22 protein-coding genes and 2 pseudogenes are annotated in these 22,931 nt (G+C 24.8%); 3 read left to right on the forward strand and 21 right to left on the reverse strand.

All coding sequences use genetic code 11. The features are described from left to right. The 11 genes and pseudogenes from ACRDDY_RS06065 to ACRDDY_RS06115 all read right to left on the reverse strand — a co-directional run bounded on the left by ACRDDY_RS06065 (position 1) and on the right by ACRDDY_RS06115 (position 12,897). Positions 1-3,246, reverse strand: coding sequence for a DEAD/DEAH box helicase (locus ACRDDY_RS06065; RefSeq protein ID WP_438564078.1), 3,246 nt, complete (start codon positions 3,244-3,246; stop codon positions 1-3). A 54-nt stretch (positions 3,247-3,300) separates the two neighbouring features. Next, positions 3,301-4,638 carry a tRNA (N6-isopentenyl adenosine(37)-C2)-methylthiotransferase MiaB gene (gene miaB, locus ACRDDY_RS06070; RefSeq protein ID WP_438564079.1) on the reverse strand — a complete coding sequence of 446 codons (1,338 nt, stop codon included), beginning with the start codon at positions 4,636-4,638 and terminating at the stop codon, positions 3,301-3,303. An 83-nt stretch (positions 4,639-4,721) separates the two neighbouring features. Next, positions 4,722-5,570, reverse strand: coding sequence for a GNAT family N-acetyltransferase (locus ACRDDY_RS06075; RefSeq protein WP_438564080.1), 849 nt, complete (start codon positions 5,568-5,570; stop codon positions 4,722-4,724). Between the two features lie 54 nt (positions 5,571-5,624). Beyond that, positions 5,625-7,603: pseudogene (locus ACRDDY_RS06080) on the reverse strand (bifunctional 4-hydroxy-3-methylbut-2-enyl diphosphate reductase/30S ribosomal protein S1). A gap of 20 nt (positions 7,604-7,623) precedes the next feature. Beyond that, complete coding sequence (gene cmk, locus ACRDDY_RS06085) at positions 7,624-8,280, reverse strand: (d)CMP kinase (RefSeq protein WP_438564081.1); 657 nt, start codon at positions 8,278-8,280, stop codon at positions 7,624-7,626. A gap of 71 nt (positions 8,281-8,351) precedes the next feature. After that, positions 8,352-9,575, reverse strand: a complete 1,224-nt coding sequence (locus ACRDDY_RS06090) for an NAD(P)/FAD-dependent oxidoreductase (protein WP_438564082.1) — start codon at positions 9,573-9,575, stop codon at positions 8,352-8,354. Continuing rightward, a complete protein-coding gene (locus ACRDDY_RS06095) occupies positions 9,572-10,189 on the reverse strand; it encodes a hypothetical protein (protein WP_438564083.1) in 618 nt (205 codons plus the stop codon). The genes ACRDDY_RS06090 and ACRDDY_RS06095 overlap by 4 nt, the downstream gene beginning before the upstream one ends. A gap of 48 nt (positions 10,190-10,237) precedes the next feature. Continuing rightward, entirely contained in the window at positions 10,238-11,149 is a 912-nt protein-coding gene (locus ACRDDY_RS06100) for a MurR/RpiR family transcriptional regulator (protein ID WP_438564084.1), read from the reverse strand. A gap of 110 nt (positions 11,150-11,259) precedes the next feature. Further along, positions 11,260-11,811, reverse strand: coding sequence for a tRNA (mnm(5)s(2)U34)-methyltransferase (locus ACRDDY_RS06105; RefSeq protein WP_438564085.1), 552 nt, complete (start codon positions 11,809-11,811; stop codon positions 11,260-11,262). Between the two features lies 1 nt (position 11,812). Beyond that, the gene (locus ACRDDY_RS06110) at positions 11,813-12,475 is read right to left on the reverse strand and encodes an MgtC/SapB family protein (protein WP_438564086.1); all 663 of its coding nucleotides are present in this window, start codon (positions 12,473-12,475) and stop codon (positions 11,813-11,815) included. 221 nt (positions 12,476-12,696) lie between these two features. Next, positions 12,697-12,897: a hypothetical protein gene (locus ACRDDY_RS06115; protein ID WP_438564087.1), complete on the reverse strand. Its 201-nt coding sequence runs from the start codon at positions 12,895-12,897 to the stop codon at positions 12,697-12,699. A 104-nt stretch (positions 12,898-13,001) separates the two neighbouring features. Here ACRDDY_RS06115 and ACRDDY_RS06120 point away from each other — a divergent pair, with 104 nt between their 5' ends. Continuing rightward, a complete protein-coding gene (locus ACRDDY_RS06120) occupies positions 13,002-13,391 on the forward strand; it encodes a PadR family transcriptional regulator (protein ID WP_438564088.1) in 390 nt (129 codons plus the stop codon). An 18-nt stretch (positions 13,392-13,409) separates the two neighbouring features. Here ACRDDY_RS06120 and ACRDDY_RS06125 read toward each other — a convergent pair whose 3' ends face one another. Beyond that, complete coding sequence (locus ACRDDY_RS06125) at positions 13,410-14,078, reverse strand: hypothetical protein (protein ID WP_438564089.1); 669 nt, start codon at positions 14,076-14,078, stop codon at positions 13,410-13,412. Positions 14,079-14,262: 184 nt separating this feature from the next. On the opposite strand from ACRDDY_RS06125, the gene ACRDDY_RS06130 reads away from it, so the two are divergent. Then, the gene (locus ACRDDY_RS06130) at positions 14,263-14,697 is read left to right on the forward strand and encodes a divergent PAP2 family protein (protein WP_438564090.1); all 435 of its coding nucleotides are present in this window, start codon (positions 14,263-14,265) and stop codon (positions 14,695-14,697) included. Between the two features lie 17 nt (positions 14,698-14,714). Here ACRDDY_RS06130 and ACRDDY_RS06135 read toward each other — a convergent pair whose 3' ends face one another. Both ACRDDY_RS06135 and ACRDDY_RS06140 read right to left on the reverse strand, forming a co-directional pair. Continuing rightward, on the reverse strand, positions 14,715-15,746 hold the full coding sequence (locus ACRDDY_RS06135) for an exonuclease domain-containing protein (RefSeq protein ID WP_438564091.1): 1,032 nt from the start codon (positions 15,744-15,746) through the stop codon (positions 14,715-14,717). Positions 15,747-15,828: 82 nt separating this feature from the next. After that, positions 15,829-16,755, reverse strand: coding sequence for a hypothetical protein (locus ACRDDY_RS06140; protein ID WP_438564092.1), 927 nt, complete (start codon positions 16,753-16,755; stop codon positions 15,829-15,831). Between the two features lie 122 nt (positions 16,756-16,877). Here ACRDDY_RS06140 and ACRDDY_RS06145 point away from each other — a divergent pair, with 122 nt between their 5' ends. Then, positions 16,878-17,990, forward strand: a complete 1,113-nt coding sequence (locus ACRDDY_RS06145) for a DEAD/DEAH box helicase (RefSeq protein ID WP_438564093.1) — start codon at positions 16,878-16,880, stop codon at positions 17,988-17,990. 18 nt (positions 17,991-18,008) lie between these two features. Here ACRDDY_RS06145 and ACRDDY_RS06150 read toward each other — a convergent pair whose 3' ends face one another. The 7 genes and pseudogenes from ACRDDY_RS06150 to ACRDDY_RS06180 all read right to left on the reverse strand — a co-directional run. Further along, entirely contained in the window at positions 18,009-18,380 is a 372-nt protein-coding gene (locus ACRDDY_RS06150; protein WP_438564099.1) for a DUF5658 family protein, read from the reverse strand. Positions 18,381-18,411: 31 nt separating this feature from the next. Further along, entirely contained in the window at positions 18,412-18,897 is a 486-nt protein-coding gene (locus ACRDDY_RS06155) for a hypothetical protein (RefSeq protein WP_438564094.1), read from the reverse strand. Between the two features lie 113 nt (positions 18,898-19,010). After that, a complete protein-coding gene (locus ACRDDY_RS06160) occupies positions 19,011-20,108 on the reverse strand; it encodes a DHHW family protein (RefSeq protein ID WP_438564095.1) in 1,098 nt (365 codons plus the stop codon). A 19-nt stretch (positions 20,109-20,127) separates the two neighbouring features. Next, positions 20,128-21,498: an MBOAT family O-acyltransferase gene (locus tag ACRDDY_RS06165; RefSeq protein WP_438564096.1), complete on the reverse strand. Its 1,371-nt coding sequence runs from the start codon at positions 21,496-21,498 to the stop codon at positions 20,128-20,130. Between the two features lie 54 nt (positions 21,499-21,552). Next, positions 21,553-22,059, reverse strand: a complete 507-nt coding sequence (locus ACRDDY_RS06170) for a DUF4358 domain-containing protein (protein WP_438564097.1) — start codon at positions 22,057-22,059, stop codon at positions 21,553-21,555. A gap of 115 nt (positions 22,060-22,174) precedes the next feature. Next, the gene (locus ACRDDY_RS06175; protein ID WP_438564098.1) at positions 22,175-22,492 is read right to left on the reverse strand and encodes a hypothetical protein; all 318 of its coding nucleotides are present in this window, start codon (positions 22,490-22,492) and stop codon (positions 22,175-22,177) included. 133 nt (positions 22,493-22,625) lie between these two features. Continuing rightward, a pseudogene (locus ACRDDY_RS06180) lies at positions 22,626-22,931 on the reverse strand (FAD-dependent oxidoreductase); the annotation flags it as partial.

The raw sequence follows: 22,931 nt of genomic DNA on the forward strand, positions 1-22,931 counted from the left end.
TCAAAAATTTTCCTTTAATAAAGATAAGATTTCTTCTGTTGTTAATTTATTAAATATATTACTATTTTCCATATCACTATCTAATATTGAATTTGTAATTTCTTTTTTCTTCTCCTGTAAACTAATTATCTTTTCTTCAATTGTTCCCTTAGCAATAAGCTTAATAACCTCTACTACATTTTTCTGCCCTATTCTATGTGCTCTATCTGTAGCCTGACTTTCTACAGCAGGATTCCACCATGGATCTAGGTGTATAACAATATCTGCACTAGTTAAGTTCAATCCTGTACCACCTGCTTTTAATGAAATTAAGAATACATTTGTATTATCAGTATTAAACTTATTTACAAGCTCTACTCTTTTTTCACCTTTAACGCTACCATCAATGTAATAAGAGGTAACCTCATTCTTTTCTAAAACCTCTTCTACTACTTTAAGAGCACTTGTAAATTGAGAAAATATAAGAATTTTGTGACCTTCTTGTATAGTATCAAGTACAATTTCTTTTAATGCATTTATTTTTCCACTACTTCCTAAAAAGTTTTCTGATACTAATGCTGGATGTAATGATATTTGTCTAAGCTTAGTTATATATGCTAGTATTTCAATACTCTCCTTTTTAAATTCATCTAATGAAACTTTTTTATCTATTAATTCATTAACATACTTAATATATGCACTATATACTTTCTTCTGTTCTTTTGTCATATCTACATAAACTATTTTTTCTATTTTTTCTGGTAATTCACTCAAAACATCTTTTTTTAATCTTCGTAATATAAACGGAGCTGTTAGCTTCTTTAAATCTTTAATCAAAACTTCTTCTTCTGATAAATTTCTATTATATCTAGTATTAAATGTTTTTTTATCAAACAAATATCCTTCCATTATAAAATCAAAGATTGACCATAATTCTAAAAGGCTATTTTCAATAGGAGTTCCTGTTAATGCAAATTTACTTTTTGCTCTTATTTCTTTACATGCTTTAGTTATTTTAGCACTTGGATTTTTTATATATTGGGCTTCATCTAAAATCATAAAATCAAATTTTAATTCTTTATATGAATCCAAATCATTTTTTAGTAAATTATATGAAGTTACTACTACATCAAATTCATCTAACTTTTCTAGCATTTTTTTTCTTTTCTCTTTAGATTCTGTATTAACAAGTACGCGTATACTAGGTGAAAATTTTGAAAATTCATTTTCCCAATTATATACTAGTGATGTAGGTGCAACAATCAATGTTTTTTTCCCCTCTTCACTTGTTATAAATGTAATAGCTTGCAATGTTTTTCCAAGTCCCATTTCATCTCCTAAAATTCCTCCAAGCCCTAATATACTTAAGCGTTTAAAAAAGTTGTACCCTTCAATTTGATAGCTTCTTAAAGTTGCATTTATATTCAATGGTAAATTAAACTCTTTATTTTCAAGAATCTGATTTTTAGTTTTATCTAACTCATCTTTTCCCTTATAATCTGCTACAATATTATTTAATTTTTCATATATATATGCGCTTTTATTTAAATTGAATTTTATAGTATCATCTGAGTAATCTGTAGATATATTCTCTAATAATTTTAATAGTTCTCTTAAGTTTATATCTTCTAAATCAATATACTCTCCTGAATTTAACTTATGATACTTTTTATTTTCTCTAAAACTCATTAATATATTTCTAAACTCATCATCTGGTATATTATTTATAGCATACTTAAATTCAAAATACTCTTCTCTTCCTCTTTGTACTTGAATATTAAAGTCTCCTTTAGAAAGATTTAATTTCCCTTTAAAATCTTCTGAATAATAAATTTCTCCAAGTTCATGAAGTTCATCTATTTTTTCATTAAAAAATTCAAATGCATTATCCTCACTTCCAATAAAAACAAATAAATCATCATTAACATTTCCAAATTTTAAATTTATAACTGTATTAATTACATACTTCTCTAATTTTGTATCTCTATAGATATATTTTTCTTTAATATCATTAAAAATATTAAATTCATATTCACCGTATACCACTTTTATTATAAGCTTTATATATTCGTCTCTATTAAAATAAAACTTAAATCTAGGTTTTTCAAAAACTAGTTGTTCTGAAATTTTATTATCTAAAATAAGTACATTAGTCATATCTTGAAGTGAAGGTATTAATTCCTTAAATATAATATCTTTATTATCAACATCAAAGCTAACTTCATTTTTATTCTCTAAGTTATCTATATATCTCAATAAAATATCTCTTTGCTTTTTTGATGGGCTATATATTGTTGTATCATATAAAAATAAATCACTATTTCCTCCAAACACTTCTGGTAGCTCTCTTGGAAATTTCATTTTAATACTTTCTTCCATCTCATATAATTCAATTGGAATTTCAATATCACTTTCTAAAATCTCTGTTTCTATATCTCTTGAAAAAAATCCTGAGCCTAAAAATATTTTTGATTCTTTTATGCCTAATAAAAAAGATTTTAGTAATCCATCTGGAATAATCATCTCTTTCTTATTTAAAAAACTATCTTGCCTTTTTCTAAAATTTCCTTCGCTACTTTCAATCTCAGACATAGAATTCATTACAGCTATAATCATTGCTGCTTCTTCATTAACAGTATAATCCTTTAATGAAAATGTAAAATCATTACTAAAGTCCATAGGAATATTATTATTATAATTTAAAAGAAACATTTTTATATCTTTTATTATGTACCTCTTTTTACTTGAGACTTCTCCAATTTTAAATTCAAAACCTATTTTTTTAGTCCAAATATTTTTATTAATATATACTTCCATGCAAACTAAACCTTTTTCAATACTAGGTAATAATTTTTGCAATAATTTACTTTCTTTATTTTCTTTTTTAAAAATTATCTTCATAATATTTTTTTGATCTAATATAAACTTTTTTATAAAGGGATCTTCTTTTAAATTCTCAACATTTTTTAAGTACATAGAAACAATATGACTACAACAATAATTTTCTTTTTTGCTATTCATAAAGTCCTCACAAGTGCATGAGGTAAATTCTATTTTTGAAGATATCATACCTATAATAAGTTTAGATTTATATGAACTATATAAATCTGATGATAGTATCTTACCTTGAAATGAAATTTTCCGTCCTTCTAATATCTTATAAGTACATTCTTCTATAAGTTCATTTTCTATAATCTTTCTTGCAGCATCTCTTGTCTTAATATTAATCCCATTTAAAAAGTCTTTCATAAAATTATTTTTAACCATAATTAATACTTCCTTTTAAAAATTAAGGATAGCAAAACTTGCTATCCTTAAAAATTATTTTACTTGAACACCCACTAGTGAGAATGGTTGAGCTCTTTTTATATCTACATTAACTAATTTTCCAATTGATTCATTATCACCATCAAAATTAACTAATTTACCATTTCTAGTTCTTCCCATTAATTTTGTTTCATCATTCTTACTAATTCCTTCTACTAGTACTTCTTGCACTGTACCTTCATAAGTTTTATTACTTATCGCGATATTTTTATTAACTAACTGAACTAATCTGTTAAATCTTTCATGCTTAACATCATCTGGAACTTGATTCTCCATTTTATCAGCTGGAGTATTGTTTCTTCTTGAGTAGATAAACATAAATGCTGAATCATACTTAACTTTATCCACTAAATCAAGAGTATCTGCAAAATCCTCTTCAGTTTCACCTGGGAATCCTACTATAATATCTGTTGTTATAGTAGCACCTGGAATTTCTTTTTTTATAAGATCTATTAAGTATAGGTATCTTTCTCTATCATAATGTCTATTCATTACTTTTAATAATCTATTTGATCCACTTTGTACTGGTAAATGAATTTGTTCACATATTTTATCACAATCTCTTATTGCATAAATAACATCTTCATTTAAATCTTTAGGATGTGATGTCATAAATCTTAATCTTTCTAATCCATCAACTTCATTGATTTTTCTAAGTAACTTAGCAAAATCAATATCCTCTTCAAGCCCTTTTCCATATGAATTGACATTTTGTCCTAAAATAGTTACCTCTTTATATCCTTTAGATACTAAATCTTCAATTTCTTTTATTATATCTTCTGATTTTCTGCTTCTTTCTCTACCACGTACATATGGTACTACACAATAAGTACAGAAGTTATTACATCCATACATTATTGTTACAAATGCTTTAATTGAACTTTCTCTATCTATTGGAATTCCTTCAACTATTTCAGTTTCTTTATCTAATATTTCTTTTATTTGAACTCCCTCAGTTTGTACTCTACTTAAGTATTCTGGGAATTTATATGCATTATGAGTTCCAAATATTATATCTACAAATGGGAATGTTTTTAAAACCTTATCTGCCATTCCTATTTGCTGCATCATACAACCACAAATAGCTATTATAAGATTTGGATTTTTCTCTTTTAATCTCTTTATAGCTCCTAAGTTACCAAAAACTTTATTCTCAGCATTTTCTCTTACACAGCAAGTGTTAAATATAATTATATCTGCTGTATCTCTATCTTCTGTTCTTGAATATCCTATTCTCTTTAACATTCCAGATATTTTTTCAGAATCTTCTTCATTCATTTGACATCCATATGTAGCTATAAAATATGTTTTATTTAAATTTTCTTTATTCATCAAAGTATTCCTCCATGTTTATAAATTACTTTTGTATTATAACATAATACAATATAAGTATAAAGATTACTTCTATTGTATTATTAATCTTTTAACCATGTACCAATATTTCCGAAAAACTCAAATCCAAATGTTTGATATAATTTTAATGCTACATAATTTTTACTATCTACATAAATATATAAATTATTTATATTATTTTTCTTAGCTAACTTACACATATAATTTAAAAGGATTTTTCCAAATCCTTTGCCTCTAAATTCTTTTAGTACTCCAAAATTAACAAGAATATATTTATTATTTCTCTTTATTATTTGTGCATATCCAATAGGAATATTACCTATATATTCAAAAATTGAAAAATCATTTATATAGTTGATAGTACTTTGTTCAAACTTAATATCCAGTTTATTAATTGGTATTCTATCAACACTATAAAAAATATTATTTTGAAGATATGCCCTAAGTTCTTCATCTTCATTTATTTTAAATTTTTTAAAACTTATATCTTCAACAGTAGTTATATTTGTAATATGGAGCACTTTCCTTAATAAGTTTACAGATTTCATTTTATAGAAAGAATTATTTTTAAGTAAAGAAATATTTTCATAATCCTCAATTCCTTCATAAATTAATACTTTTTTATTTAATTTACTTAATTCATTAATTTTGAAAAATTTAATATAATCTAATAATATATACATATCTAAAATTCTATATTCATTTAAACTAATTTTTTCTATCCAAATATAACCTATATATTTTTCATCATATTTTACAAAATAGAAGTTTTTCTTCAAAATATACTTATCTATATTCTTACTATTCATATACACTTCTAAAAAATTTTGATTAAAGGAAGCAAAATTTTTTTTTGTGAATTTCTCTAAAATATTTATATGTTTATTTTTAAACTTTTCAAAATTAACCATATTAACTCCTTTTATAAAGAAGAGGCTGTATCTAATGATACAGCACTCTATTTTTTATACATCTTTTATACTTAATCCAATTCTTTTACTAGCCTTATCTACTGATAAAATTCTTGCTTTTATTTCTTCTCCAACAGTTAATATCTCTTTAATATTATCAACTTTATTGTGACTTATTTTTGATATATGAACTAATCCATCTACACCTGCTTCTAATTCAATAAATGCTCCAAAATCACTTATTCTAACTACTTTCCCTAACACTACTGAATCTATTGGATATTTCTCATCAATTTTTGCCCATGGCTCTTCAGTTAACTCTTTTATACTTAAAGATAACTTTTTATTTTCTTTATTCATATCTATGATTTTCACATCAATAATATCACCAGTTTTTAAATAATCTTGTGCTTTTTTAACATGATTCCAAGATATTTGTGATAAATGAACTAATCCATCAATACCATTTACTTCTACAAATGCTCCAAAATCAGTAAATCTTTTTACTTCTCCTGAAACAACCATTCCAACTTCTAACTTATCCCATGTAGCTTTTGCAAGTTCATTTTCTTTTTCTTCTAAAATAGCTCTTCTTGAAGCAACTATTCTGTATGGTCTATCTAATTTTAATTCAATTAAAATTACTTCAATTGTCTTATTTAAAAATTCGTTTTTATCTTTTATAAATTTTGTATCAATTTGTGATCCAGGTACAAATATTCTTATTCCTCTATAAAATCCAATAATTCCATTTTCTTTTATTTCAGAAATTTTAAGTTCAAACTTCTCTTTATTTTCAAAAAAGCTTTGTAGTTCTTCTAAAGCCTCTTCTTTTTCATATTCTAATCGTGAAAGCACTACTAAGTTATCCCTATTAGCAAGCTTAATTACTTTTGCAGTAATTGAATTTCCAACTGTAATTCTTTCTAAAAATGCCTCTGGTTCTTCTTTTGATGTAAGTTCATTACGTGGAATTATTCCATCTGTCATATATCCAATTAGTGAAACAGTTAATCCATCTCTTGTTTTTGATAATATTTCCCCAGTAATTTCCTCTCCAACTTTAATTTTTCTGTCCATTGAGTTCATAAGTTCTAATTGTTCATTATTTTCGCTGCTATTATCTATCATAATTACAACCTCCTAGTAAATCTTATGGTATAATCCCATTTTTTCATTTGATTTATTTAAATTTATTTCATAACATCAATAACTTCTTCAATTATCCAGTCTGGTGTTGATGCACCAGCTGTTATTCCTACAACTTTTATATTTGGATTCTTTATATATGCATCTGTTAACTCTTTTGCATTTTCTATATGAATTGTATTTTCACAATTTTCTTTTGCTATTTGATACAATTTTGTTGTATTCGAACTATTTTTACCACCTATAACTATTACTGCATCTACTTTTTTTGATAAATCTAATACACTTTTTTGTCTAACTTCTGTAGCAGAGCAAATTGTGTTAAAAGCTAATAATTCTTTTGTTTCAAAAGATAAATTAGAAATAGCTTTTTGCCAGTTTAACTCTTTTTCTGTGGTCTGAGATACAGCACATACTTTAGATGGAATCTCTTTATCAAATTCACCATTTTTTGTAATGATAGCATTATTATCACACCACCCATTAATTCCAACAACTTCTGGATGTTTTTCATCTCCAAGTATTACAATATCATATCCCTTTTCAGAATATTTTCTCACTTTTTTTTGTATATTAGTCACAAATGGACATGTTGCATCTATTATATTTAATTTTTTTTCTTTTAATTTTAAAATGACCTCTTCTGATACACCATGTGACCTTATAATTACAGTATCACCTTCATTTAATTCATTAATATCATCTAATTCTACTGCAAAAATATTATTTTCACTTAAATAATTTACTACATCATTGTTATGAATTAATGGTCCTAATGTATATATTTTTTTCTCATATTCTTTTTGAATCTCTATTGATTTATCAACTGCTCTTTTAACGCCAAAACAAAATCCTGCGCTTTCAGCTAATATTATTTTTCTCATTTTTATTCTCTCCAAAACTATTAATTAATTTTTAAATATATTTGATCACAAATCTTCTTTGTTACTTCACTTATATTTAAACCTGTTGTATCTATTTCAATAGCATCATCAGCTTTTTTTAATGGATCTATAGCTCTTGTGCTATCTTCATAATCTCTTCTTATAATATCTTTTAATATTTCATCGTATGAGCATTCAATATCTCTATTTGATAATTCCTTATATCTTCTATCTGCTCTTTCTTCTGGTGTTGCTGTTAAAAAGAACTTGAACTTTGAATCTTTTAATACAACTGTTCCTATATCTCTTCCATCCATTATTACATTGAATTTTTTAGACATTTCACGTTGAAGTTCAACTAATGCTCTTCTAACTTCTTTTATTGATGCATATGCAGATACAATAGAACTAATATGTGGCATTGTTAGCTCATCTTGAATATTCACTCCATTTAAATAAAGATCATCATTTTCAAAATGCATTTCCATTCCTTTTATCATTTCTAATATCTTTTCCGTATCAGTTGAAACAAATTTATTTTTTTCTGCCATTAAAGCTACAGCTCTATACATTGCTCCTGTATTTATATACATTAAATCAAATTCTTTTGCTACTAATTTAGCTATTGTACTCTTCCCCGCTCCTGCTGGTCCATCTATCGCTACTGCTATTCTCAAAGTTAATCCACCTTTCATTTTTTGCGTTTACAAATTTATTATATAGCTTTATTTTCCTTTAAACAAGTTATTTAAATATTACTTCCAGCAATATATCCTGTTGAAAGTGCAATTTGCACATTATATCCTCCAGTAAATGCATCTACATCCATGACCTCACCTGCAAAAGCCAAATTATCTATAATCTTACTTTTCATTGTAGATGGATCTATTTCTTTAGTGCTTATACCTCCTGATGTTACAATAGCTTCTGCTATAGGGCGTAATCCCTTCACTTTAAACTTAAAGTTCTTTATTAATTGAACTAAGTTTTTTCTTTCTTGCTTTGTAATTTCATTTACCTTTTTATTTTCATCTATATTTGATAACTCTACAATTATTGGGATTAATTTTTGAGGTAAAAGAGCATCTAATGACTTTTTAAATTCTTTATTTAAGTTTTTCTTAAAATCATTTTGAACTCTTAAGTCTAATTCCTTTAGCTCTAAAGCTGGTTTTAAATCAATTATTAGTTCATACTCTTTATCTTTATTTTTTATAAATCTACTTCCCTTTAATGCTAGAGGTCCTGATACTCCAAAATATGTAAATTTAATTTCACCAAATTCTGAATATACTTTTTTAGAATTTTCTAAGATCTCCACGCCTATATTTCTTAAAGATAATCCCATTATTTCTCTTAAAAATGGGGCATCTAATTCAATTGGTACTAATGATGGTTTTAAATCAATTATTGTATGACCTAATTTTTTACTCATTATCTGACCTTCACCTTTAGATCCTGTTAATGGATATGATGCTCCTCCAGTTGCAATAATTAAATAATCAACATTTAATACTTCCTTATTATTTATTTCTACTCCTGTAATTAAATTTGTTTTTTCATCTTTAATTATTTTAGTTGCTTTACTTTCTAACATTAACTTAACTTTACTTTCTTTAAGTGCTATATTTAATCCTTTAATTATGTCAGATGATTTATCAGAATCTGGAAATACACGTCCTCCTCTTTCACCTTTTAATTTTATTCCTCTACTTTCAAAAAACTCCATTGTATCAATATTTGTGAATGTATATAATGAACTATATAAAAAATATGGATTTCCTGGAATAAAATCAAAAAACTCTGAAATATCCTTAGTATTAGTTACGTTACATCTACCTTTTCCTGTTATAAAAAGTTTCTTTCCTATTCTATCGTTTCCTTCAACTAAAATAACTTTATTTTTTTCACTAGCCTTTACTGCTGCCATTATTCCAGCTGGCCCTGCACCTATTACAATTACTTTTTTCAAAAAAATTCACTCCTCTTTGTATAAATTTTTAGAAATTCTTCTTCTTTTATAATTAATATTTCTTTTCCTTTTTCTATTAATGCTATTGTTTTTAAATATTTTGTAGAAAATCTATCGTTTCTGAATTTACCGCAAATTAATATATCTATATTAGGAATAAAACTTCCAATTGTATTCCCTCCTAAATTTCTTATTACTCTATATGCTTCATATCTAATAACACCAGTTATTTTTCCAGTAAATAAAATATTTTTCCCATTTAAGTTTACTTTTTCTAAATTACTTTCTTTAAACTGAATTTGATTATATTCTAACAAAATATTTATTAATGTTAAAATATAATATAAATCTTTTGCTTTAATATCCTTTGAATCATAATAATTTTTTAGTGAATTCTCAAGAATTATTAATTCAAAATTCAAATTAATCAAAAACAAACTTAAATATCTATATGTGTCTATATCTCTTACAATTATTTTAAAAATACTAACTTCTTTAATTTTTTTCTCAAATTGATTAATTTCTATATTTATATAACGTATTTCATCATCTTTTTTTATTAGCACTGCTGTTAGTATTCTATTTTTAAAATCATCTATTAAAAAAAATTCCATTTTCACTCCAAAAAAGCTAAAAGAAAAATTTTTCTTTTAGCTTTTAAATTATTTTTCTAAATCAGAAATTGTTTTGTTATTTATTTGATATATTTTATAATCTTCCCAAATTCTTTCAAGTGATCCAAAAATATTTGCAATATTTTCTTTTTCTCTCATCCCAACAGCTATAATAAGAGCATTTATAAGTGATAATGGAGCTACTAAAGAGTCTACAAATGATGCCATATTACTTTGAGCTATTAGTGCCATATCTGATTTTGTTGCTAAAGGAGAATTTGCACTATCAGTAATTGCAACTACTTTTGCACCTCTGGATTTTGAAAAATCTAATGCATCAATCGTTTTAGATGCATATCTTGGAAATCCTATACCAATAACAAGATCTCCTTCTTTTACGTTTATAATTTGCTCAAATATATCAGATATTCCATAGCTTACAGTTCTTACATTTTGTAAAATAATATTTAGATAAAACCCTAAAAATTCTGCAACTGCTGTAGAACTTCTAAGCCCAATTATATAAATATTTTTAGCTTTAAATATTTCATCTACTACTTGTTCAAATACTTTTGTATCAATTTTTTCAAGAGTTAACCTTATATTTTCCATATCTGATTTTAAAACACCTTTTAAAGCATCTTCATCAGAAATATAATCATTAGATAACTCTAACCTTTGCACTGTTGTAAGTTTATTTTTTATAAGCTCTTGCAATGCTTTTTGAAGTTTTGGATAACCTGAAAAACCTAATTCATTTGCAAATCTTACAACTGTTGATTCTGAAACTCCAACTGAAACTCCAAGTTTAGCTGCTGTCATAAATGCAGCTTTATCATAATCATTTAATATATATTCTGCAATTAATTTTTGACCCTTACTAAGTTTAGAAAACTTAGCTTGAATTAATTTCATTAAATCCTTATTATCATTTAAATCAATATCTTTAATCTCTTTCATAATATACCTACTCTTTTTTATTTAATTAAGCACAATAATTTTAACATTTCATAAATGTTAATGCAATTAAAATTTCATATTTAAATTATCTAAAATTTCAATATGAAATTTTATGCATTCTTTTCTATAACTAAAAGTCTAGGCGCAAGCATACTTCTATTAATATATTTATGTTCTAAAACAGCAAATTTATTTTTGGGTAAGTTTGATACTAACTCCATTATGCAAGCCTCTTCTTTTTCTCCTTCATCATGCCCAACATAAATGCATATTGTCATAATTCCATTTTCTCTTAATAATTCTAATCCTTCATTTATGCTACTAATTGTTGAATCTGCTTTTGTAGTTACCCATTTATTCCCGTTACCAGGTAAAAATCCTAAGTTATACATAATACAGTCTACTTTTTCTTCTTTAATAAAATTTATTAGTTTATCATGTGATTCATTTATAATAACTACATTTTTAATTTCTTTCTTTAAATATTTTTCGCATGCTTCTTTTTGTATATCAAAAGAATATACCTTTTCAAACAGTGTTGCTAGAAAATCAGTGTCATGTCCATTTCCTAATGTACAATCTATTGCTACCTTTTTTTCTATTACATACTCTTTAATTATATTTTGAGCTATTTTACTTATATCATCTATATATTTATACATTTTATCCTCCCTCAATTTTTATTTCTAATAAATTAAAATTACTTTTTTTCAATTCGTCTATTATTATTAATAATTCTTTTTCATTTACATGCATTCTATACTCTATATTTAAAACTTCTATATCTCCTTTATACTCCACCGAAAATGATGTAAAGTCAACTGCCTTTACAATTTTATTAATATTTTCAATAGGCTCTTTTGTATTCTTAGGTAAATATATTTTTAATGATAATCTTTTAAACTCTCTATTTCTATTAAATAAATGTACTATCTCTAAACAAATTATTGAAACTAGCATAGTACATGTTCCAATTTCAAATAATCCTGTTCCTATACTCATACCAATTCCTGCTGATACCCAAATACTAGCTGATGTTGTTAGACCTTTAACTATATTTTTATTTAATATAATAGTACCTGCACCAATAAATCCAATTCCAGAAACTATTTGAGCTCCCATTTTACTTATATCAACTGTAATTCCTTCTGTTCCTATTAAATTAGTAAATCCATATATAGAAATTAGCATAATAAGTCCACTTCCAAGCCCAACTAAAAAATGTGTTCTAAATCCTGCTTCTTTTGATCTATAATCTCTTTCTAATCCAATAATGCCTGGTATTATTCCTGATAAAATTAACCTCAAAAAAATTTCTAGATTCACTATCTCATCTCCTTCATAATGCTATATGTTATAAAAAATAAAAGTGCTATCTTAAAATAAATAATTCTTACATTAATAGCTTGTACTCGATGAGTGTTGTACAAATTATTAATTAAATTTAATAACTCAAGTAGAAAAATTAAGTTCTACTTGAGTTATTTTATTTGACCTTTCTCTTAAGTTTCTACCAATTTTTTTAAGACAGCCACTTTATTTCAATTTTAATAAAGACATCTATTATTATTATTTAATAATAATATCCATAATAATGGGTTATTTCCAAATCCTGTTCCATAGCCACCACAGTTTCCAAATCCACAATTCCCGAACCCTTGATTGCAAAATCCATTGCCATAGTGATTGCATGAATTACATCCAGTATTACAACAGCTATTACAACAACAATTTCTTCTTCTTGACATAAGTTTATCACTCCTTTTCTTTTGTTTTATTTAATATATAATATGATTTGTTTATATTCTATGCTACTATTATTTTATAAATATATTTTAGGAGGATTTTAATTATGAATGAACGAACTAGAGCTATTGTTCCACGAAATGTTATTAATGCTAAAATGATGTATATGTTATATATTTTAAAAGAACTAGCTAAAGGTAATACTGTTTTTGGAAATAAAGTTCTTTCTACATTTAAAGAAACATTCCAATCATCTTCATTACCTTTTCCAGTATCATCAAGTACAATATATGAAAGCTTATATGAACTTGAAAAATGTGGATATGTTATATCTAAATGGAGTGGGGATGAAGCTTCTAATAAGCGTAGTAAAAAAATATATACAGTTACAGATTCTGGGATAAATTATTTAAATAATCATTTAGCAGACTATGTTAGTAACTTAGATAAAAATAAAGCTACTCTTGATCAAATAAAAGCTCTTTTATTAAAATAAGATATCTTTTTAGATATCTTATTTTTCACTTCTCTTAATAGCCTCTTCTTCAATACTTTTATTTTTAATAGCTATTTTTTCTTTTAATATATTTTCTTCAGCACAAAGATAATCTAACCTCTTCAATACATCTCTATATCCTTGCTTTATATATTCATTTCTACATAATTCTTTATATGTAACTTTATCTATATCTTCTTTCAATATTTTTTCAACATTATTTCCATAAATTTTTTTCAAAATCAAATAAAATCCATTTGTAATTATTTTTTTATCTTTTTCCTGTTCGATATCTTTATTTACTTTTTCAATTATTCCATATAATTGATAAATATAGCTTAATTCTTTTAAATTATACTTATCACTTAAGGATGCAACGGCACAAGAATAACCTTTATTTATAGGTAATATATATGGTATATTCTCAATATTTGATGTTAATATAAATCTAACACTTTCATAAATTGCTGTACAAATATCTAATCTAATTACATTCGCATTTGCACAAACTTCTTTTATTTTAAATCGCTCCTCATACTCTCTTTTTTCTTCAATAAGCTTATACTCCTCCTTCTTTTTTCTTTCATGCATCTTATTATTAATAATCCAACTAAATACTCCTCCAAGTACTGAACCAGTTATTATTGATATTGCTGATATTATAGATGTGATTACTGGTATTGGCATATTATTCTCTCCTCTCATAAATAATTCCTATAATATTATTCCTTAAAAAAAAATTTTTATGAAATAAATTTAATATCACTTATTATATATGAACTCTGTACTTTTTTTGTTTATTATTTATTTATATTTTTTTCATACAAAATAGGTATAATAATAATAGTATACATATTTGGAGGAATGAATCATGTTCGAAAATAATCTACTAGTTTTAAGCATATTTTCTATGCTTTTTGCTCAATTTTTAAAAATACCTATTGGTTATATTATAGATAGAAAAATCAATTTTAAACGAATTTTTGAAACTGGTGGAATGCCTAGCTCTCATTCTGCATTTATTGTTTCTCTAACGGTTGGTATTGCTAGAAAAAATGGAATTCATTCATCTATCTTTGCGTTGTCTTTAGTTATGGCTTTTATTGTAATGTATGATGCAATGGGAATTCGCCGTGCAGCTGGGCAACATGCTAAACTTTTAAATATAATTGTTGAAAATGAAGAGGCTGATAAAAAACTTGGACTTCCACAAATTAAACTTAAAGAACTTTTAGGGCATACTCCATTTGAAGTATTAGGTGGTGCAATTTTAGGAATTATTATAGGTCTTATTTTTCCTTTATAAAAAAAGATTGGTACAGATTAAATCAGTACCAATCTTTTTTCAAATTCTCTATAAATTCTAAATAAATTATATGCATCGTCTCCCGAATTATGTTGTGATCCTTTAAATTCTAAATTAGCTTCTATTAATCCATTTGTTAAAGATAGCATATCCTCCCTATTTAAAATATCTTTACATAAAACCTCTTGAAAATCTATATTATTCGTTATAATCCTTAATGCGTCTTTACTTTTTTTGAGATTTCTATTAAAATCATTTTTTAAAACTGAAATATCATTTCCACCCCAAAATAAAAATAATGCCTTTTCATCATTTATCCATTGTCCAAAATTTTCAAAAACATTATTAAATTCATTAGCATTATCAATTTCTTCTTGATTTAATGCTGTTATTTCAATGCATTTTTGAGTTAATTCACTAACCTCTTGTGGTTTAATTAGATTATAGTATCTAGAAATGTCTTTAGTTTTTAAGTCTATTTTACATGCACCTATACTTATAATTTCTACACTTTTAAAATCTACTAAACAATTCATTTCAAAGTCAAAGAATACTAATGTCTTTGCAGTTTCAATGCTCTTTTTTAATTTTTCTAATGTTGAATTTCTATTTATTATTTTTCTATACTCTTTTCCTGCTTTCTTGCATTTAATATAGACATTCATAGACACCTGTTTTTCTTTTTTTAAAAACCGTCCAATATTTCTATATTCAACAATTTCTTTTAAATTTATTTTATCTAAAAAGAATTTAAGACTACTATAGGTTGTATTATTACTTTTAGATAATATTATTCTTGAACTTTTATTATTAGTAAAAACTCTAATTTCTGATTTTTCTTTTATTTCTTTTATTTTCTCTAAAGAAATAACATTATTTAAAAGATGCTCCAAACTTTCAATAGTTCTTTTTTCAGATGTATCTCCCTTTAAGTTTTTCTTAATTTTCATAAATACAACATTTGTAGTAATGTCTTTTATTACATAATTTAGTTTATAACTATTATTATATTTTTCTATACAAAAATATACTCCTACATTATCTTTCATTAGTGTATTTCCCTTCATTTATGTATTAATATAATTATTTTATCATCTTTTAATTCCTTTTTCTATAAATTTGGATCTTACTTCATATAAATATACTGATAGGAATTATTTGTATCGTATTTTCTATTCTTATCTTTTCAAGTACCGGAATTTCAATTCCTATATTAATATTATCAAAAATATTTTTTATCTTTAATAATAAATTTTCATAAAAAACTGTTTGATCTAATTTTCTTAATAAACTTATGTGCTCACTGCTTGCACTTTTTTTTATTAACTTGCCAACAATATTTACCATACAACCTATATTAGAACTTCTACAACAATTTGAGTTAAAAAAGTTTTTTCCATTAACTTGTAAGATATATTCATCTTGCTCATTTTGAATTATTAAATCCATAAGCCCATCCTTTTCCATATTCTGTTTCATTTTTTCTAAAATTATTTTTATATTTTTTGTTTTTAGTAATGCGTCTTCTGGAATTAATGGATCTAATACTTTTTCTCCGTATCCATCTATAACAAGCAAAATGCTTTCAATATAACTTAAAGTTGTATTTTCAATTAATGTTCCTTTTAAAAATACATAATCTCCACTTTTACAACTATTTCCATTACAATATTTCTTTAAATTTCCTGAAGCTATTAAATTATTACAAAAATCCATATGGTATACATATGCTGTATATATTTCTGTTATTTGCTCTTCACATCTTGTTCCACCACGCTGTTCATTAGTTCTATCACATAGTTCTAAACTTGTTTCAGTTTTTACATCTGATTTATTATATCCTTTAAATCCTTCTCTTTTATCTTTATTTTCTCTATCCTCTAGATAACATGTATTTTGATTTTGTTTATGTTCACGCGATGTTAAGCCTACATCCCATATCTTTCGCCTTGTTTTTATATCTATATATCCATAAGAGTTACCTTGAATGGAATTTATACTTTTTACTAATATATCATCTAAATAAATTAATATTCCTATTCCTAGATTATCTATCATACTACATCACCTCTATATAGTTTATTCAACATATCTAAATAAATTTCCCTTTCTTTTATTCTAGCTTTAAATAGATATAAAAGGTATAATATAAACTATTAACTTACAAAGGAGATTTAAAAATGAATACTTTAAATGAAAATTTAAAAAATGCACTAAAAAAGAAGAATTTTGAATCATTAACAACAGTTCAAGAAAAAACTATTCCTCTATTTTTAGAATCAAAAGATATAATTGTTGAAGCTAAAACAGGAAGTGGAAAAACTCTTGCATTTCTTCTTCCATTATTTAACAAAATAGAAGAGGATAAATCTAGTATAAAGGCACTTATTCTAGCACCTACTCAAGAACTTGCATCTCAAATATATAATGAAGCTCTTCTTTTAAAAGAAGAATCAAATCTTAATATAACATCGGCACTTCTTATTGGTGGTGCGAATATTAATAACCAAATAAAAAAACTTAAAGAAAAACCTAGCATTATTATTGGTACACCTAAAAGAGTTTTAGAACTTATTAAACTAAAAAAACTTTCTTGTCATACAATTGATACTTTAGTTCTTGATGAAGCTGATCACCTTTTAGATAAAACTAATTCTAAAACTACAAATTTAATAAGAAAATCAACTTTAAAAAATACCCAAGTAGTTGCATTCTCAGCTACAATTGATGAAAGTACAACTTCACGTGCTCTTTCACTTATGAATAAAGGGGAACTTGTTAAAGTTAATGAAGAAAAACTTGGATCAAATCTTTCTCACATTATTGTTGAATGTGATAGACGTGATAAATATGAAGTTACAAATAAAGTTTTAAATACTTTCTTTGATTCTAAATGTATTATTTTCACAAATTCAAAAAATGATTTAAATCTTTTAAAAGAGACTTTAGATTTTCATAAGAAAAAATCTGTTGTTTTAAGTGGCGATAAGAACAAGTATGATAGAAAGCTTGCTTTATCTAACTTTAAAAATGGTGATACTGATATTCTTGTTTGTTCAGATATTGCTGCAAGAGGTTTACATATTCCAAATATTGATTATATTATAAATTTAGATTATCCACTAATGTCGAATGAATATGTTCATAGAGCAGGTCGTGCTGGACGTAATAATACATCTGGAACTTCTATTTGTATTGCAACAAAAAGAGATTTAAGCTTTATAAAAAAATATTCTGATGATTTAAATATTTCTTTTGATAAAAAAGAAATGTGGCATGGACAATTAATTTAAAAATAATAATAGCCTCTTTTAAGAGGCTATTATTATATAATAAATACTATAGTAAATATGTAGAAGATTTATTCCACCATATATTATTAAGCTAAATATAGAAATAATATTTATTTTCTTTAATTCACTTTCATCGGCAATTTTAAATAAAGAAATTAATCCATAAATAATAGCTCCAATTACTATGATTTTAAGAAAAAATCCTTTCAATGGATTTTCTACAAAACCTTCCATTAATAAATTTCCTTCTTCAAAATATCCAGTACTAGTTAATACTATTGTGAATATATAATCTGTTACATTTAGGAAATATAGTCTTATTAGATTTTTCTTTATTTTACTATATGTAATATTAGTTAATCCTAAAAAAATAAAGCAACACCTCCATATTTTAGTATTGCCTTACTTTTTTATTTATAATCTACTTCTTTTTAATTTCAAATGAGTAAATATTAGTTGCTTTTACATCAATATTTTCTCTATAAGTAAATAATCTATTTATTAATTCATTAAATTCTTTTGTATCTTTTTCTCCTTTATATGCATCATCTGGAAAGCTTACTCTAACTTTCTTAGCCTTATGCATATAAGTTACTTCATCATCTTGTGGTGCTGGTTTAAATTTTAATGTTATAACAGCTCTATCTGCAAGTGCTAATGCTATATCATCAATATATCCATCATAAATTCCTATTTTTTCAACTGTTGATCCTTCAAAATTTCCGTATGTTGAAACTTCCCATCTTCCATACACACTTCTAAATCCTTCATTAAAATCAGATACATCAATATCATCACTTTCTAATGACTTACCACATATTGGGCAAAACATATATTCAGCATCATAATATTTATCACAACTTGCACAATGTTTCATATTAGTATCTTTCGTATTCATACAATTCATGTTCATCCCTCGTTTCTTTTTCTTTAATTATACTAAATTATATTCCCATTTTTATTATTTTTTCAAAATTTTATATTTTATTAACTTTATCTCTAAATTTCTATTATAAAATATTAGCTTTTAATTTTTAATATATTACTGTCAGAGCAGAAATTTTCAAAATTATATAAAATAAATATTTCATCTACTTCTATTTCTTTCAATAATTTTTCCATACTTCCATTAAATAATCTAAGGTCAACTACATGAATCTCTTCATAATGATTTGTTAAAAATGGAATTAAAGAATTTGCAAATGAATCCTTTATAATTAAAATCTTTTTTCCACTATTTATATTTTTACTTTTTATCTTTAGATAAGGATTATTTCCTCTTAAATAAACACTATATTTATCTCTTTCATTTAATGCCTCTAAATTATATAACGAATCATACTTCACATCATTTATACTCATCTCTATATTTTCTATTAGAATATATGAAAGTACATCTCCTTCATTAAATATCGGTTTTGCTTTAGAATAAAATGTACCATAAAAATCATTACTTTTAATAGCCTCATTTCTAATATCTATTGCTTCTTCTCCCTTATCCTCAATAAACTTTTCATATGCTAAATATGCTCCATTTATGTTCCAGTGATGATCTGTTTTATAATATAATGGTGTCTCTTTATTCTTTTTAAATAGAGTTACTAAATCTATTAGATTAACTCCCGCTATTTTTTTATAAATTTCATCTATCTCTTTTTCTTGATTTACTAATGGAGGATGTCCTTTAATCTCATTTTTATATACTTCATAAGAGTTAGGTGCAATCATAAATGTTATATCCTCATTTCTTTTTTTAGCAAATTCTAGTATTGAATTAATATTATAGTCCTTTCTATAATTATCAACTTGGAAATATTTTAAAAACAAATAATCATTTTTTCCAAATAACACACCGTTATTTTCTAATTTATAAAGTACTCTCTCATTCAGTGCTTTTAATGAAATAAAGTTATCACGAAATATAAATTGATCATTTATATAATCATTATAATTTTTAGAAAAATCTCCACTAATAAAATTATTATAATTAAATTTAACTTCCTTTTTTAATTTTCTATTTTCTAAATTAGAATACTCTTTTATTGGGTTAATAATATCAAGAATACTTATCCCACCAATAAATATGCAGAAAAAATATATAAGATAATTTCTTTTCATAAGCTTCTTCTCTCTTCCCTTAAAATCTAAAATATAAAAATGGGTTATAACTTGAATCAACTATATATGAAATACTTAATATAAATATACTCATTAAAATAACAGTCCTCAAAATTTCATTTTTTATAAATTTTTCATATAGCTTTTTAATTATAGGTGTAGATAATAAAACTCCAATAATTAAAATTACTCCATAATTCTCTAAATAATATATCCAAGCTCCATCCTTATAAATAAACATAGTTTTAAAATATATTATGCCTTCCTCTAAATTACTTGTACTAAATATAAGCCATCCTATAGAGAGTAGTATTAAAGTATATATATGTGACCATATTCTATATTTGTCAAGAATGTTTTTTAAATACGTTTTCTCTATTAAAATTAATACAAAAAAGTATAAACCCCATAAAACAAAATTATATTCTGCACCATGCCAAATTCCTGTAGCTATCCAAACTAAAAATAAATTTCTAAGAAGTTTTACTTTCCCTTCACGACTTCCACCTAATGGTATATACACATACTCTTTAAACCAACTACCAAGTGTTATATGCCATCTTTGCCAAAACTCTGTTATACTTCTTGATATATATGGATATCTAAAATTAATTGGAAACTTAAATCCTAAAATTTCTCCAAGTCCAATTGCCATTAAAGAATATCCTGAAAAATCAAAATATATTTGCAATGAAAATGCAATTATTCCAAGCCAAGCTAAAGCTGTAGGAATATTATTTACATTCATACTCCCTATCTCTTCCAAAAGCATTCCTATATTATTTGCTATTAATACTTTTTGTCCTAATCCTAATATAAAATTTTCTATACCACTTTCAATCATTTCCTTTGAAATACTTCTAGAATTCAATCTTTCACTAACATCAGTATATTTTACAATAGGACCTGCAATTAATTGAGGAAACATACTTACAAATGCTCCAAAATTAATTATATTTTTTTCAGTACATATCTTTCCTCTATAAACATCAATACTATATGATAATACTTGAAAAGTATAAAAACTTACTCCTAGTGGTAATGTTATTTGAACTTCATTAAAAGAAGAGGCAGTTATTCTATTTAGAATTTCTATAAAGAAATTCATATATTTAAAAACAAATAAAATTCCTATATTAAATATTATTATTAAAATAAATAGACTTATTCTAAACTTATTTCTTTTAACTATCTCAATCCATATACTAAAAAAATAATTTATTAATATAGAAAATACTATTAATAAAAAGTATTTTCCTTCTCCCCATGAATAAAAAAGTAGACTTCCTAGAAGTAATACTATATTTTTAAATTTTTTAGGTACAATGTAGTATATTAAGAAAAATATTGGCAAGAATCTAAATATAAATACTAAACTACTAAATACCATAAAACCTCCATACTATATTGAAAGCTGCTTAAATTATCTTAAGCAGCTTTTATATTATTTAAATGAATTTTCAAATTCCTCTATAACCTTGTTCATGTTCCCTTGTCCTTCTTCATAATCTGGTATTATAAAAAATCCAAGATAATTTCCTTTTTCTATAAATTTAGCATTCTTTATAAATTCTTCTTCATTTGGATAAGGTCTCATACTTCCCTTGTATTCCTCTAAAGATTTTTTAACATTTTCCATTTTACCATCTTTAACTTTAATTATAGCTATAGTTTCTAACCCTGTATTTATCATACCTTTTTCTATAACGTACTCTTCTATATCATCTAAATTTAATTTTAAAATCTCTTTAGCTTGTTCATCATCAACTTTACCAAGAGATCTTAACTCAACTTTCCCTTTAATATTTTCTACAACCTTATCTATTTCTATATCTTTTACCTGCTCTTGTGCTGTTCCACTTCCTGAATTAGAATTATCTCCACCACATCCAACAAAAATAGTGCTAGTCATAGCTACTGCTAAAATTAATAATACTACTTTTTTTCTCATACCATTTCTCCCATACTATAAAACTTTTATATTTAAAATTATACAACATTATTAATTTTTTGTTAACACATTTTATTTGTACATTAAAAAAGAGTTTTAGCAAAACGCTAAAACTCTATATGTCAGATATTGAAAGTCCTTTAATATAAGCTTGATATTTAAATGAGTTATAAAAATCTCTATTTACTTTATAATTAAAATAAATTGGTATACTATCATATACATACTTAAGATTTAAATTTAAATACTTTTCACATTCTACTGCTAAGTAGTATAAATCTTGGCTTGATTTAGATGCCATATATCTTAGAAGTAGGATATTTATCTCAGTATCCATTTTTGATACTTTTCTTGCAAGCTTTAGTGCTTTGTTTTTTGCATCTTGGGCTTTTAAAAAAGATTCCATTTTATTATAATATATCTCTTTTATCATAGTATCCCCTCCTTAACTTTTTATCTATTATATCATTTTTAAATGAAATTTAAAGAGGTTTTGTATGAATTTTATTTTAGTTTTTTGTTAATTACAAAGTATCATTTACGAGTATTTTAATTACGAAAAAATATTATAGGATTTTTTCATTGAAAACATTTTCTAATCCTATTTTCTTAATCTTTTCTCTTATTTCTTCTCTTTCTGTTAAATATAATGCTTCCTTTTTCATTCTATCAAAGAAAACCGATCCAGCAAAAGTATATCTTAACTTTCTCCCTTCCTTCTTCCCTATCATTTCATTAGCAAATCCTATTATATCTCCAACAGCTAAATTCCTTGGAAGTGTTAAAAGCTTCATTCCCATAGCCCATCTAACTGCATTTAAACCAGCTAATGAGCCTGTAGTCATAGCTTCAGTATGTCCAACAAATAGCCC

The organism is Clostridium sp., from assembly GCF_051656525.1.
Classification (GTDB): Bacteria; Bacillota; Clostridia; order Clostridiales; family Clostridiaceae; genus Clostridium.